The 13897-nt window shown below is 53.8% G+C and carries 13 protein-coding genes and 1 riboswitch; of the genes, 5 read left to right on the forward strand and 8 right to left on the reverse strand.

The window, feature by feature from the left end; all coding sequences use genetic code 11:
• Nucleotides 1–53: 53 nt before the first annotated feature.
• Genes yqiA through nudF form a run of 4 tightly spaced genes read right to left on the reverse strand, consistent with a single transcriptional unit; the run spans nt 54 to nt 2568 of the window.
• Nucleotides 54–635 carry an esterase YqiA gene (gene yqiA / locus RIN69_RS18985; protein ID WP_313853773.1) on the reverse strand — a complete coding sequence of 194 codons (582 nt, stop codon included), beginning with the start codon at nt 633–635 and terminating at the stop codon, nt 54–56.
• Between the two features lie 2 nt (nt 636–637).
• On the reverse strand, nt 638–1465 hold the full coding sequence (gene cpdA / locus RIN69_RS18990; RefSeq protein ID WP_313853775.1) for a 3',5'-cyclic-AMP phosphodiesterase: 828 nt from the start codon (nt 1463–1465) through the stop codon (nt 638–640).
• A 45-nt stretch (nt 1466–1510) separates the two neighbouring features.
• Nucleotides 1511–1936 (reverse strand): DUF1249 family protein, encoded by a 426-nt coding sequence (locus RIN69_RS18995; RefSeq protein ID WP_313853777.1) that lies wholly within the window; start codon nt 1934–1936, stop codon nt 1511–1513.
• Complete coding sequence (nudF, locus tag RIN69_RS19000; protein WP_313853778.1) at nt 1933–2568, reverse strand: ADP-ribose diphosphatase; 636 nt, start codon at nt 2566–2568, stop codon at nt 1933–1935. Before nudF ends, RIN69_RS18995 begins: the two co-directional genes overlap by 4 nt.
• A gap of 215 nt (nt 2569–2783) precedes the next feature.
• Here nudF and tolC point away from each other — a divergent pair, with 215 nt between their 5' ends.
• From tolC to RIN69_RS19015, 3 genes are all read left to right on the forward strand, one after another.
• Nucleotides 2784–4268, forward strand: coding sequence for an outer membrane channel protein TolC (gene tolC / locus RIN69_RS19005; RefSeq protein WP_313853779.1), 1485 nt, complete (start codon nt 2784–2786; stop codon nt 4266–4268).
• Nucleotides 4269–4415: 147 nt separating this feature from the next.
• Nucleotides 4416–5078, forward strand: a complete 663-nt coding sequence (locus tag RIN69_RS19010; RefSeq protein ID WP_313853781.1) for a DUF1190 family protein — start codon at nt 4416–4418, stop codon at nt 5076–5078.
• 8 nt (nt 5079–5086) lie between these two features.
• Complete coding sequence (locus RIN69_RS19015; protein WP_313853782.1) at nt 5087–6247, forward strand: glutathionylspermidine synthase family protein; 1161 nt, start codon at nt 5087–5089, stop codon at nt 6245–6247.
• A 54-nt stretch (nt 6248–6301) separates the two neighbouring features.
• Here RIN69_RS19015 and ygiD read toward each other — a convergent pair whose 3' ends face one another.
• Entirely contained in the window at nt 6302–7087 is a 786-nt protein-coding gene (ygiD, locus tag RIN69_RS19020) for a 4,5-DOPA-extradiol-dioxygenase (protein ID WP_313853784.1), read from the reverse strand.
• A 152-nt stretch (nt 7088–7239) separates the two neighbouring features.
• Between ygiD and zupT the strand changes: the two genes are divergently transcribed.
• Nucleotides 7240–8007, forward strand: coding sequence for a zinc transporter ZupT (zupT, locus tag RIN69_RS19025; RefSeq protein WP_313853786.1), 768 nt, complete (start codon nt 7240–7242; stop codon nt 8005–8007).
• An 83-nt stretch (nt 8008–8090) separates the two neighbouring features.
• Here zupT and ribB read toward each other — a convergent pair whose 3' ends face one another.
• Complete coding sequence (ribB, locus tag RIN69_RS19030; RefSeq protein WP_313853787.1) at nt 8091–8729, reverse strand: 3,4-dihydroxy-2-butanone-4-phosphate synthase; 639 nt, start codon at nt 8727–8729, stop codon at nt 8091–8093.
• Nucleotides 8730–8837: 108 nt separating this feature from the next.
• A riboswitch (FMN riboswitch) is annotated at nt 8838–8989 on the reverse strand.
• Nucleotides 8990–9168: 179 nt separating this feature from the next.
• Between ribB and ubiK the strand changes: the two genes are divergently transcribed.
• Nucleotides 9169–9456, forward strand: a complete 288-nt coding sequence (ubiK, locus tag RIN69_RS19035) for a ubiquinone biosynthesis accessory factor UbiK (protein ID WP_313853788.1) — start codon at nt 9169–9171, stop codon at nt 9454–9456.
• Nucleotides 9457–9503: 47 nt separating this feature from the next.
• Here ubiK and hldE read toward each other — a convergent pair whose 3' ends face one another.
• Together hldE and glnE are read right to left on the reverse strand one after the other, a co-directional pair.
• Nucleotides 9504–10934 carry a bifunctional D-glycero-beta-D-manno-heptose-7-phosphate kinase/D-glycero-beta-D-manno-heptose 1-phosphate adenylyltransferase HldE gene (gene hldE, locus RIN69_RS19040; RefSeq protein ID WP_313853789.1) on the reverse strand — a complete coding sequence of 477 codons (1431 nt, stop codon included), beginning with the start codon at nt 10932–10934 and terminating at the stop codon, nt 9504–9506.
• An 85-nt stretch (nt 10935–11019) separates the two neighbouring features.
• On the reverse strand, nt 11020–13866 hold the full coding sequence (glnE, locus tag RIN69_RS19045) for a bifunctional [glutamate--ammonia ligase]-adenylyl-L-tyrosine phosphorylase/[glutamate--ammonia-ligase] adenylyltransferase (RefSeq protein ID WP_313853790.1): 2847 nt from the start codon (nt 13864–13866) through the stop codon (nt 11020–11022).
• Nucleotides 13867–13897 lie beyond the last annotated feature (31 nt).

Genomic DNA, 13897 nt, shown 5'->3' on the forward strand with positions numbered 1-13897 from the left:
CGTATAAATCTGATTGGTGGCTTAAAAACGGTTAGCTATGTTCCCACAATCGCTCAGGCGTGATTCAGGCCAATAAAGTCGAGAATCTGCGGGAAATGGCGTTCGAATCCGATAAAGGCATGATTTCCGCCCTCTTCTACCGTCTGGCGGCAGGCACTGTAGTAGTCCAGAGCCTGACGGTAATCGAGCACTTCATCACCCGTTTGTTGCAGTAGCCAGATAAGATCGGGCGACTCCAGCGGGTCAATTTGCATGACTTTCAGATCGTGAATGTGGCAAGACTCTAACACATAATGTTGCCCGGTGTATGGGTTCTCGTTATGCCCAAGATAGTCAGCCAGCAGCTCAAAAGGCCGCACGGCGGGGTTTACCACTACCGCAGGTAACATAAAACATTGCGATAGCCAGGTGGCATAGTAGCCGCCTAATGAGGAGCCGACCACGCCCAACGGTTGACCGGCCCGCTCCATAACCAGACTTTCCAGCAGCGTAGCGGCGCTGTCGGGAAATGCCGGTAACTGCGGCACCAGCATCTCAATCTCCGGTGCATGTTCTGCCAGCCAGCGCTGAAACTGCGTCGCTTTTGCCGATTGCGGCGAACTGTTAAATCCGTGCAGATAGAGCAACGTCGCCATTGCTAATATCCTTCTGAGTCGAGGTCGGGATTAAAATACTGAGTTTGCAGGCGCTTTACCTGAGTTTCCAACCGACCATCAGCAAACAGATCTAACCAGCGCCAGCCCGGCGCAACGGAATCAATAGTGAAGTTAGTGCAGTGTGGCTTGAACTGGACGCAGGTCGATGGCGTCGCGAGTATCCGGCGTCCATTCCAGTTGAGATCCAGTTCCTGATGGATATGGCCACAGAGCAGCGTTTTCGCCAATGGATAATGCTGCAAGACTGCATCCAGCGCGTGGGGATTGCGCAAGCTGTGTTGATCGAGCCAGTTACAACCCGATGGCAGCGGATGGTGGTGCAACAATACCAGCGTATGCCGGTGCGGTTGCTGTGCCAGTGTGTTCTCCAACCACTCCACTTGATATTCACTCAGCATACCGTGCGGCACGCCAAACACCTGACTGTCGAGCAGCACTACCTGCCAGCTTTCGCCCAGCAGCACATGCTTGGCATCAGCGATATCCGCTTCAGCAAGCGTGCTAAACATCGCGGGCTGAAAATCATGATTACCCGGCAACCAGACGCAAGGAGCCGGCAGACGTGCAATACCCTCAGCAAAGTGCTGATAAGCCTCAGCTGTGTGATCCTGAGCCAGATCGCCAGTGGCGACGATCAGATCATAATGCCGCCCTTCCGCCTCGATAGCGTCCAGCACTGCATCATAACTTTCCCAGGTATTCACACCCAGCAGCGTCTCATTTTTACCTGCGAAAAGGTGGGTATCCGTTATTTGTAAAATCCTGATGTTGTCCCCACTCGACACAGGAAGTTTTAACAGGCTATCCAAAGAGTATCCTTAGTCTCCACGCCATTATCGTCTTCTGTCGCACGGTTAACAGGCTGGTACAGCCATCGCGCCATGCGCTAAACAGTAGCGCAACCAGTCAGCAAGAAACTGGTTAATCTGATGCTTTTCGTCACGTTGATGCAATTTTTTATTTGGATAATCATAGCGTGCTTTGAAGCGATAGATCTGCTGCGTTGAACACACTTCCGCAACCATAGCATCATGATAAAGTCTGACAGACATTGATGGCAGGCTCCAGTAACTCACGGCCGGCGCAGTTTGCTTGATTTCTACCAGCGTGGTGTAGCGGGTCGATTCCTGAATAGTGATGCTGTAACTGGCGCTGTTAACCTGATAAGTCACCGCTTCACCCGCCTCATCATTGCGAGGCAACAAGCGACGCAGCTGGGCGAAATTGGTTTCGCACAGGCGCATCATTTCGGGGAAATCAGGGGTATAGCGCTTAATCATTTGGCGTTCCACTCTTCGCGTAGTTTCTTATGGTGCAGCTCCAGCCATTGCAGGGCGATGACAGAGGCCGCGTTGTCAATTCTCCCCTCTTCCACCCACTGATAAGCCTGTTCACGGCTTACTACATGGACGAGAATATCCTCATTCTCTTCCTCCAGACCATGGCATCCCTGTGCCAGGCTGGCATCCACTTCACCCACCATCACCGACGATCGTTCGCTGGTGCCCCCCGGGCTGGCAAGATAACTGATAATCGGTTTTATACGACCAACGGTTAATCCGGCTTCTTCAACCGCTTCACGGCGCGCCACATCTTCAACGCTTTCACCCGGCTCAATCATCCCGGCGACCATTTCCATCAGCCAGGGCGTCGGGCTGGTGTCGAAAGCCGCGATGCGAATCTGTTCAATCAGTACTACCTCATCGCGTAATGGGTCATAGGGTAGCAGCACCGCAGCGTGACCACGTTCAAAAATTTCCCGCACCACTTCATCGCTGACTCCGCCATTAAACAGGCGGTGGCGAAAACGATAACGCTGGATGGAAAAAAAACCACGGTAAAGCGAGTCACGTGCAATAATTTCTACATCGTTTTTTGTGAAAGTCACAGGGTATTTTTTTTCACTGTCCATCGTTACACCTCCTGAACAAGCTGGGGACGAAATTGAGTATCTCAAATCTCAATCTCGGAGAAGTATGGTTCTTTCTGAAAGATTTACGTAAATTAAGGGAAGATGGCACGTTCAGCCAACTTATCCAGGCGGCAGATTCTGCTAGAATCGGCGATTATTTTTTTGGCTTATGTCAGCGCTACCATAGCAATATTGCTGCACAACAAGGAATGCAAATGAAGAAACTGCTCCCATTACTTATCGGCCTGAGCCTGGCGGGCTTCAGCGTCGCAAGTCAGGCAGAGAACCTGCTGCAAGTTTATCAGCAGGCGCGAATCACTAACCCTGACCTGCGCAGTTCTGCTGCCGACCGTGATGCTGCATTTGAAAAAATTAATGAAGCCCGCAGTCCGCTATTACCACAACTTGGTCTGGGCGCAGATTATACTTATAACAACGGTTATCGCGACAGCAGCGGCCTGCACTCCAATACCACCAGCGGCACATTACAATTAACGCAAACGCTGTTTGATATGTCTAAATGGCGCGCGCTGACGTTACAAGAAAAAAGTGCCGGCATTCAGGACGTTACTTATCAGACCGCGCAGCAGTCGCTGATGCTGAATACCGCCACCGCCTATTTTAATGTTTTACGCGCCATTGACTCGCTTTCGTATATCGAAGCGCAGAAACAGTCGATTTACCGTCAGTTAGATCAGACCACTCAACGTTTTAACGTTGGCTTAGTGGCGATTACCGATGTGCAGAATGCGCGCGCGCAATATGACAGCGTGCTGGCGAGTGAAGTGTCCGCACGTAATGCGCTGGATAATACCGTTGAAATCCTGCGCCAGGTGACCGGCAACTACTATCCGTCACTGGCTTCACTGAATATCGACCGTTTCCAGACCGAAAAACCGCAGCCGGTAAATGCGCTGCTGAAGGAAGCGGAAAGCCGTAACCTGAGCCTGTTATCTGCGCGTCTGTCACAAGACCTGGCGCGTGAGCAGATTCGCTCGTCAGAAACCGGCCACATGCCAACTGTCGACCTGACTGCTTCTACCGGTATGTCGAACAGCAAATATGGCGGCAGCCGTGCCAATCAGTCCACTGGCTCCACTGATAGCATCACCGGCAGCAACCAGGTTGGCCTGAGCTTTACGCTTCCGCTGTACAGCGGCGGCGCGGTGACGTCCCAGGTGAAACAGGCGCAATACGCTTACGTCAGCGCCAGTGAGCAGCTGGAAAGCGCGCATCGCTCCACCGTACAAACCGTTCGCTCCTCATTTAACAACGTGAACGCGTCCATCAGCAGCATCAACGCCTACAAACAGGCAGTGGTTTCTGCGCAAAGTTCCCTGGATGCCATGGAAGCCGGTTATCAGGTGGGTACCCGCACTATCGTTGATGTGCTGGATGCAACGACCACATTGTACAATGCCAAGCAGCAGCTTTCTGATGCCCGTTATGACTATATGATTAACGAACTGAACATCAAATCTGCTCTGGGTACGCTGAACGAACAGGATCTGTCGGCACTGAACACCCGTTTAGGCAAGGATGTTTCCACTGCGCCTGACGCTGTTGCGCCAGTAGATCCGCAGCAGGATGCCGCTGCCAACAACACGAATCTGGATCAGGCTCCGGTACAAACGCAGGCCACACCTGCCGCTGCGCCGCGTCAATCAGCCAGTACTGGCCGTAACCCATTCAGTCAGTAAGTGATACCGGGGGCAGTCATCGCTGTCCCCCTTCACAATCAAACGTATAGCTAAGTAAAGATCCCCATTCCATCTGGCTTCACCGCTTCAAATTTCACCACTCTTCCCCTATTCTATGCACTACCTTTGGGCACAGGACAGATTGCTATGAAACGGACTAAACAAATTAAACATGCCTCCTTCCGTAAGAGTTGGAGCGCACGTCATTTAACGCCAGTTGCGCTGGCCGTTACTGCTGTATTTATGCTGGCTGGCTGTGAACAGTCAGATGAAACCGTCTCCATGTTCCAGAATGCAGATGATTGTGCAAAAGCCAACCCTGGCCAGAGCGCACAATGCACCACTGCTTATAATAACGCCTTGAAAGAAGCCGAAAAAACCGCGCCTAAATATGCGACTCGCGAAGACTGCGTGGCTGAGTTTGGTGAAAGCCAGTGCCAGCAGACTCCAGCGCAGGCCGGTGTAGGTACCACTAACAATGCTGAAGCTCAGCAAAGTGGCAGCTTCTGGATGCCGCTGATGGCGGGCTATATGATGGGCCGTATGATGAGCGGTGGCGCATCACAACCGTTGTTTACCTCACGCGCACCGAACAGCCCGGCTAACGGTAAGTTTGTTGATGCCAGCGGTCGTAATTATGGTAATGCCACTTCCGGCCGCACCATGACCGTACCGAAAACCGCACTGGCGCCAAAACCAGCAACCACCAGCACCGTGACGCGCGGCGGCTTTGGTGAGAGCGTGGCGAAGCAAAACAGCATGCAGCGTAACAGCGCCGCTTCTGGCACCAGTCGTTCTTACGGAGGCTAATCAGCCCGATGAAGCGCATTGCGATTACCGAACGACCTGACTGGCGCGAAAAAGCCACCGAATACGGCTTTCGCTTTCACACCATGCACGGCGAACCGTACTGGTGTGAAGATGCTTATTACCAGTTCACACTGCCGCAGATTGATTACCTGGAAGACACCACCCGCGAGCTGCACCAGATGTGCCTGCAGGTGGTAGAGAAAGTGGTCAACAGTGACGCGCTGATGACCAAATTTCGCATTCCCAAACACACCTGGGACTTTGTCCGTCAGTCGTGGAAAACCTCGCAGCCGTCGCTCTATTCGCGTCTGGATTTAGCATGGGATGGCGAGGGTGATGCCAAGCTGCTGGAAAACAACGCCGACACGCCAACCTCATTGTATGAAGCGGCATTTTTTCAGTGGATTTGGCTGGAAGATCAGCTGAATGCCGGCCAGCTGCCTGCCGGAACAGACCAGTTTAATAGTCTGCAGGAAAAACTGATCGAGCGGTTTACTGAGCTGCATCAGCAACATGGGTTTAGCTGGCTGCACTTCGCCTGCTGTCGCGATACCGATGAAGATCGTGGTACGGTGCAATATCTGCAAGACTGTGCCACCGAAGCGGGCTTACCCTCTGAGTTCCTGTATATGGATGAAATCGGCCTCGGCGAAAAAGGCCAGTTTACCGATATTCACGATCAGGTAATTGGTAATCTGTTCAAGCTCTACCCGTGGGAATTTATGCTGCGCGAGATGTTCTCCACCAAGCTGGAAGACGCTGGCGTCCGCTGGCTGGAACCGGCGTGGAAGAGCATTATTTCCAATAAAGCCTTGCTGCCGTTATTGTGGGAAATGTTCCCAAATCATCCTAACCTGCTGCCGGCTTACTTTGCCGAGGATGATGTGCCGCCAATGGATAAATACGTGGTGAAACCGCTGTTCTCACGTGAAGGTGCGAATATCCGCATCGTGGAAAACGGTGAGGAAATCGCGCGTGTTGACGGGCCATACGGTGAAGAAGGCATGATTGTTCAGCAATTTCATGAACTGCCTAAATTCGGCGACAGTTACACGCTGATCGGCAGCTGGCTGATTAACGATCAACCAGCCGGTATTGGCTTACGTGAAGATCGCGCCCTGATCACTCAGGATCTTTCGCGCTTTTATCCGCACGCCTTTATCGAATAAGTCCTGCCGATTGTCGGGGGCGGCTTCTCGCCGCCCATAACAATCTTCAGTAACTCAACCTACCTGCACCGAAAGCATACTCAATGATGCCATTTCAATTCCGTCAACCGGGATCGAAATCGCTTCATCTGGCGCTCTGGCTCCCAGCACATACAGCAGCGGCAGATAGTGTTCAGGTGTCGGATTCGATAAGGCAGCACCTTCGTGACGCATAAAATTCACCAACGGATGTTCCTCATCCGGCCCCTGCCAGTCGAGATTATCGCGCACATACTGATTAAACGACTCAGCCCACGGATAAGCGGCTGCTTCACCCTGCCAGCGCGCCATCCGCAGGTTATGCACCACGTTGCCGCTGGCCACAATCATAATCCCCTGCTCGCGCAGAGCGGCCAGCTTACGTCCCAGTTCGAAATGATATGCCGCGGGTTTAGTGCCATCGACGCTTAACTGCACCACCGGAATATCCGCATCCGGGTACATTTTAATCAGCACGCCCCAGGAGCCATGATCGAGGCCCCACTCCTGATCGAGCTGCACCTCAACCGGCGACAACGCATCCGCAATCTGCTGCGCCAGTGCTGGCGAGCCAGCGGCGCGATAGTGAGTATCAAACAGTGCCTGCGGAAAGTTACCGAAATCATGGATGGTGCGGGGCTGCGCCATCGCCGTTACTGCGGTGCCGCGCGTATACCAGTGGGCAGAAACCGCAATAATCGCTTTCGGGCGCGGCAGGGTTTCACCCAGTTTACGCCAGCTTTCGGTATAGATATTGTCTTCCAGCACGTTCATTGGGCTGCCGTGACCCAGGAAAAGAGCCGGCATACGTATTTGACTCATTATTCATCCCCGGAAAGAGTAGTATGGTTAATAGTGGTTACCTTACGCCGTTTACTGACCGGAAGAACTCGGATAACGGTGATGAAGATGGTCAATAAATTTGAATAGCCACTGAATGATGACGTGCAGAGAACTAATTTACGGAGAGTGAGATGTCAGTACCGTTGCTGTTGACGATTCTCGCGGGCGCTGCCACCTTTATCGGCGCTCTGTTGGGGGTTATTGGACAAAAACCGTCTAATCGTCTGTTAGCTTTCGCCCTCGGCTTTGCCGCTGGAATTATGTTATTGATTTCATTAATGGAAATGTTGCCCGCGGCGCTGCATACACCAGGTATGCCACCGATGCTGGGTTACGGCATGTTTATGCTCGGCCTGCTGGGTTATTTTGCGCTGGATCGTATGGTGCCGCATCAGCATCCGCAGGATATGAACCACAGCAGCGGGCAGCCGCAGAATCTGCGACGCACCGCGATTCTGCTGACGCTTGGCATCAGTTTGCACAACTTTCCTGAAGGTATTGCTACCTATGTTACTGCCAGCAGCGATCTTGAACTGGGGCTTGGCGTCGCGCTGGCGGTCGCTATCCACAATATTCCTGAGGGGCTGGCAGTTGCCGGACCGATGTATGCCGCCACCGGCTCAAAAAGAAAAGCTATATTTTGGGCCTGTGTTTCCGGTATGGCCGAGATTCTTGGCGGTCTGCTGGCATTTATGCTGCTCGGTCCAATGGTATCGCCGGTCATTATGGCCGCAGTGATGGCCGCAGTTGCCGGTATTATGGTGGCGCTGTCGGTAGATGAACTGATGCCGCTGGCGAAAGAGATCGATCCGCACAATAACCCCAGCTATGGCGTACTCTGTGGCATGACGGTAATGGGATTCAGTCTGGCGTTACTGCAAAGTACCGGAGCCGGTTGAGGTGGGGAGCCATTTTCGGCTCCCTCATGATGGCATGCAGAGTGCAAATCCTCTTTACGGGCGGCGAAAACGCCGCCTGGAGATTAACGGCTCTGGCGGTAAGCGATTAAATCATCAATCGTGACAACCGGCATATCATGCTGTTTAGCAAACACAATAACCTCAGGCGCATGCGCCATTGAACCGTCGTCGTTCGTCAGTTCGCACAGTACACCTGCAGGTTTGAACCCAGCCAGCGTCACCAGATCAATGGTAGCTTCAGTGTGGCCGCCGCGAGACAGCACGCCGCCCTGATGCGCACGCAACGGGAACACGTGTCCAGGACGATTCAGATCAGAGGGTTTTGCATCATCGGCAATCGCGGCCTTGATGGTGGTCAGCCGATCGGATGCCGAGACCCCGGTAGTGACGCCTTCAGCCGCTTCGATTGTCACGGTGAAGCCGGTGCCATAGGAGCTGGTGTTATTTTCCACCATCATCGGTAATTCAAGCTGCTGGCGGCGTTCTTCATTGATGCACAGGCAGACAATGCCGCTGCCGTGGCGAATGGTTAATGCCATTTGTTCAACCGTCATGGTCTCTGCCGCGAAGATCATATCACCTTCGTTTTCACGATTTTCATCGTCGAGTACCATTACGCCGCGACCTTCACGCAGCGCTGCAATTGCACGTTCTACACGCTGTTCCGGCGTGCCAAATTCAGAAAGTAGCGTCTGATTCATGGTAAATAAACCTTATAAAGTGTATGGGTTACCAGAATCAGGGCGATCTTGAGGAGTGTCATGCAGTGACAAAAAATAACGCGCGGCGAGCAAAAGCCCGACAAATATCGTTACTCTCTCCCATCCGGACTCTAACCGTCGGCCCCGGAATTACACCGGGTCTGCTGACCTTCGGGCCTGGCGACCAGAAGCGCTCGCGGGCTTTCAGCGTGAGCTGATTTACCGCCGGTGGGGAATTTCGCCCCGCCCTGAGAATAAGCGAACTCACTATAGCGCCAATAAAAAATCAGAGCAACGAACAAAAACAGCAAATTGTTATGCGCAGTGCTTCTTTAAGCCCCCGGCGGCCAGAAGTCTCACGGCGATGCAGTTTTAAGGTTTATCCTTTTGGCTTCTGGCATTACACTTACAAGATACTTGTTGCGACCAGGAAACCGCCATGATCGACCCGAAAAAAATTGAACAACTTGCTCGTCAGGTTCATGAATCTATGCCGAAGGGCATTCGTGAATTCGGCGACGACGTTGAGAAGAAGATCCGTCAGGTATTGCAGGCACAGTTGACGCGCATGGATCTGGTAAATCGTGAAGAGTTTGATGTTCAGACGCAGGTGTTACTGCGCACGCGTGAAAAGCTGTCCGCGCTGGAACAGCGTCTGGCTACGCTGGAAAGCCGCGCAACAGAAACGGCGCCGCAAGCCGTGATTAAGACTGAAGACCCGCAATAATCAGTCAAAATAGCGGGACAAGCCTGAGCCGTCCCGCTATTTAAGCATCAGCTTTTGGCTGAGCGGATGCTTTTAATGATATTGCTGGTAGAGATGCCGTCTTCAAAATTCAGCACCCGCACGTCGCCGCCGTTTGCCCACACTTCTTTGCTGCCGGCAATGTCTTCCGGTTTGTAATCTCCGCCTTTAACCAGCAGATCCGGTAGTACATCGGCAATTAAACGCTGTGGCGTGTCCTCTTCAAAAGCCACCACCCAATCTACCGCTTCCAGCGCACCCAGCACGATCATGCGATTAATCAGTGGATTAACCGGACGGCTTTCGCCCTTCAGGCGCTTCGTCGATGCATCGCTGTTCACCGCCACAATCAGACGGTCGCCCAGCTTGCGCGCGTTCGCCAGATAAGAGACGTGACCAGCATGCAGAATGTCGAAACAGCCGTTGGTCATCACCACTTTCTCGCCGCGTTTCCGTGCCTGCTCCACCGCATGCTTCAGCTGGGCTTCATTCATAACGCCAAAGCCGGTTTCCGGGCGCGCATGAATGGCATTTTCCAGTTCAACCGTGCTGACGGTTGAGGTTCCCAGCTTGCCTACCACCACGCCCGCTGCGGCATTCGCCATAAAGCAAGCTTCTTCCAGCGAATCTCCGGCCGCCAGCGTTGCCGCCAGCACGCCAATCACCGTATCGCCCGCACCGGTAACATCAAACACTTCCTGCGCCTGAGTCGGCAGATGCAGCGGTTCTTTACCCGGTTGCAGCAGCGTCATACCATTTTCTGAACGCGTCACCAGCAGCGCCGACAGCTCAAAGTCAGCAATCAGCTTCATACCGCGTTCAACAATCTGCTCTTCGTTGTGGCACTTACCAACCACCGCCTCAAACTCGGAGAAGTTCGGCGTTAACAGTGTTGCACCGCGATAGCGGGCAAAATCAGTACCTTTTGGATCCACCAGCACCGGCACACCGGCATCGCGCGCCAGCTTAATCATCGCTTCGACGCTGGCCAGTGCACCTTTGGCATAATCAGAGAGCACCAGCGCACCAATAGACGGCAGAGCAGTCGAAATTCGATCGTGGATCGGCTGCGGATCGACACCTTCAAATCCCTCTTCGAAATCAAGACGGATCAGCTGTTGATTACGGGAAAGAATGCGTAACTTAGTGATGGTTGGATGAGTGGGCACCGCAACAAAATCACACTGAACGTTGACGCTACCGAGGGTAGCACTCAGCGCCTGTGCCGCATCATCAATGCCGGTTAACCCTACCAGCCGCGATTCGGCCCCCAATGAAGCAATATTCATTGCCACGTTAGCCGCGCCGCCGGGGCGATCTTCGACATTGTCCACTTTGACTACCGGCACCGGCGCTTCCGGTGAAATACGGCTGGTTGGGCCATACCAGTAGCGATCTAACATGACATCACCAACTACCAGCACGCCTGCGCGGTTAAAATCGGGCAGTGTTACTTTCATTCCTGACACTCCAGACTGCAGAAAAATATTGCGCGGGATAATAGCATAATTGCTAAAAACTCTGTCTATCCCGGCGGGATAGCAATCAGGCTTCCAGCCAGCGTTTCCAGCTGGCGGTTACGCCGTCTCGCGCCTCAATAAAGCTCTCATCATCAACATGCCCCGGCAACTCCTGCAATGCCAGGTGATGCAGCTCATCACGCAGGGTGACGTAGGCGTTGGTCAGCGCTTTGGCTTCGCCCTCATCCATCCGCTCATAATTTGCCATTAACTCGAGTATGCGCACGTTATCTGACCAGCGCGTCAGCTTCGGTTCTTGCGAAGCGTAACGTAGGACAAGATATTGCGTAATGAATTCAATGTCCGTGATGCCACCCGCATCCGCTTTGATGTCCCAGCGCCCTTTATGTTTGCTGCCAAGATGCGCACGCATTTTTTCCCGCATCTCGCGCACTTCAGTTTTCAACTGCTCAGCATCGCGCGGCAGACAGAGTATTCCGCGACGAATATCATCAAAACGTCGGCTGAGTGCCGCTTCACCATAAACGATACGCGCACGTACCAGCGCCTGATGCTCCCAGGTCCAGGCTTCATTGCGCTGATAGTCATCGAAAGCATCAAAGGTGCTGACCAGCATCCCGGCGGCACCTGAAGGACGCAGGCGGGCATCCACTTCGTACAGAATGCCCGACGAAGTGCGGGTGCTGAACAGATGCATAATGCGTTGCGCCAGCCGCAGATAGAACTGGCGTCCGTCGATACTGCGCTCGCCGTCGGTTACAGAATCATTCGGGCAGTCGTGCAAAAACACCAGATCGAGATCGGAACTGTAGCCCAGCTCCCAGCCGCCCAGCTTGCCATAACCGATGACCGCGAAACCGCGCTCGCCTTCACCGGTCAGATGTGACGGCTGACCATAGCGCTGCACCATCATATTCCACGCCTGCTGCACCACCGACTCGATAATCGCTTCTGCCAGCCAGGTTAAATGGTCGCTGACTTTCATCACCGGCAGCGTTTCAGCGATATCCGCCGCGGCAATACGCAGATGCTGCGCCTGTTTAAACTGGCGCAGTGCTTCCAGCTGCTGCTCTTCATCATCTTCCGGAATGCGCAGCAGATACTGACGCAGTTCGTCACGGTAGGCATCGGTGGCGGTCGGCTGATAAAGCGTGGCCGGATCAAGCAGTTCGTCGAGCAGCAATGGATGGCGCGACAGCTGGCTGGCCAGCATCGGTGACGCGGCACACAGGCGAATAAGATGACGTAATGCGCCATGAAATTCGGTCAACAGCTCAAGATAGGTACTGCGCGTAACCACGCCGAGCAGCAGCGGCGTCAGACGGCTAAGGGTAATTGCCGCATCATCACGCGGGCAGACCTCACTCAGTAATCGCGGCATTAGCTGATCGAGCGCCTGGCGGCCGCGCGGTCCAATGGTGCGCTTATCCACATCATGGCGAAAATCCGTCAGTTCCCGCAGCAGGCTGTGGCGACCAATGTCGTCCAGATGCGGCACCAGCGGAGCCAGTTCAATCTCTTCCAGCTTATCCTGCCACAGCACGCCGTAATCGGCCCCCTGCTGATTCTCATCAATTTCCGGCGCATCATCACCAATCAGTTCGTCGAAAATAGCCCGTACCGCCGCCATATGCTTATCAAGCCCGGCGTGCAGCGCCTGCCAGTCGGCGAAGCCCATCGCCCACGCCAGCCGCGCGCGGTTAAGCTCGTCAGCAGGCAAAGTTTGGGTCTGTTCATCATTAATGCTCTGTAACAGGTTTTCCAGCCGGCGTAAAAACAGGTAGCTGTCATGCAGCTGATCGATCTGCGATGCAGGCAACAAATTCAATGCGCCAATCGACTCGAGGGTTGGCAACAGTGAACGCAGTTGCAGCGAGCGCTCACGTCCACCGCGTATCAGCTGAAATACCTGCACGATAAATTCGGTTTCGCGAATCCCGCCGGCACCGAGCTTAATATTGTCAGTCAGGCCACGACGTCGCACTTCACGCGCAATCATGCCTTTCATATTGCGCAGTGACTGAATCACACTGAAATCGATATAGCGGCGGAAAACAAAGGGCCGCAGCATCTGGCGTAATTCCAGACTCCAGCGGTCATCTTTGTCACCCATCAGTCGCGCTTTCACCATCGCGTAGCGCTCCCAGTCACGCCCCTGCTCCTGGTAATAATCTTCCAGTGCGGCAAAACTCAACACCAGCGGCCCGCTGTCACCAAACGGACGCAGACGCATATCAACGCGATAGACAAAGCCATCCATCGTTGGCTGATCGAGCACTTTGATCAGCCGTTGCCCCAGCCGCGTGAAGAACTGCGCGTTATCCAGCTCGCGACGGCCACCGTGCGTAGCGCCATTTTCCGGATAAGAGAAAATCAGATCGATATCCGAGGAGAAATTCAGCTCACCGCCGCCGAGTTTACCCATGCCGAGAATCAGCAGCGGCTGCGCTTCGCCTGCGGCATTACAAGGCGTACCCAGATCCTTGCAGCACGCCTGATACAGCCAGTCGCGCGCGGTGACAATCAACGTCTCTGCCAGCACGCTCAGCTGCTGCAAGGATTGTTCCGTGCTGCTGGTTGCCAGCGTCTGCATCCAGGCAATACGCACCAGCATATGACGACGAAACAGCCGCAGCTCGCGCATCAGCGCATTCTCATCGGCCACTGTCGCCAGCTGATTGTCCAGCCACTGTTGATAATGCTGCCATTCATCAGGCTGTGGTGCCACCTGCACTATCTGCTGCCACCAGTGCGGATGCTGAGCAACGTTTTCACTGATGAAATCGCTGAACGCCAGCACTGCCTGCTGCTGTGCGCTGAACTCAGTTAACGGCAGACTTAACCGCTCAGTCGCTTTTACGGCTTGCTCCAGCAACAGCGGCGGCAACGGTTGTGATAACGATGGCAACATAAACACTCCCTGATGACGATAGCGAAAAACG

Origin of the sequence: Winslowiella toletana (assembly GCF_032164335.1) — a bacterium.
GTDB lineage: Bacteria > Pseudomonadota > Gammaproteobacteria > Enterobacterales > Enterobacteriaceae > Erwinia > Erwinia toletana_A.

Bases quoted from the DNA above. Each gene is read 5' to 3' on its own strand.
- hldE (WP_313853789.1), bottom strand. From the start codon at position 10,934: ATGAAAGTAACACTGCCCGATTTTAACCGCGCAGGCGTGCTGGTAGTT.
- yqiA (WP_313853773.1), bottom strand. From the start codon at position 635: ATGGCGACGTTGCTCTATCTGCACGGATTTAACAGTTCGCCGCAATCG.
- RIN69_RS19015 (WP_313853782.1), top strand. From the start codon at position 5,087: ATGAAGCGCATTGCGATTACCGAACGACCTGACTGGCGCGAAAAAGCC.
- ribB (WP_313853787.1), bottom strand. From the start codon at position 8,729: ATGAATCAGACGCTACTTTCTGAATTTGGCACGCCGGAACAGCGTGTA.
- glnE (WP_313853790.1), bottom strand. From the start codon at position 13,866: ATGTTGCCATCGTTATCACAACCGTTGCCGCCGCTGTTGCTGGAGCAA.
- zupT (WP_313853786.1), top strand. From the start codon at position 7,240: ATGTCAGTACCGTTGCTGTTGACGATTCTCGCGGGCGCTGCCACCTTT.
- ubiK (WP_313853788.1), top strand. From the start codon at position 9,169: ATGATCGACCCGAAAAAAATTGAACAACTTGCTCGTCAGGTTCATGAA.
- ygiD (WP_313853784.1), bottom strand. From the start codon at position 7,087: ATGAGTCAAATACGTATGCCGGCTCTTTTCCTGGGTCACGGCAGCCCA.
- nudF (WP_313853778.1), bottom strand. From the start codon at position 2,568: ATGGACAGTGAAAAAAAATACCCTGTGACTTTCACAAAAAACGATGTA.
- RIN69_RS18995 (WP_313853777.1), bottom strand. From the start codon at position 1,936: ATGATTAAGCGCTATACCCCTGATTTCCCCGAAATGATGCGCCTGTGC.
- RIN69_RS19010 (WP_313853781.1), top strand. From the start codon at position 4,416: ATGAAACGGACTAAACAAATTAAACATGCCTCCTTCCGTAAGAGTTGG.
- tolC (WP_313853779.1), top strand. From the start codon at position 2,784: ATGAAGAAACTGCTCCCATTACTTATCGGCCTGAGCCTGGCGGGCTTC.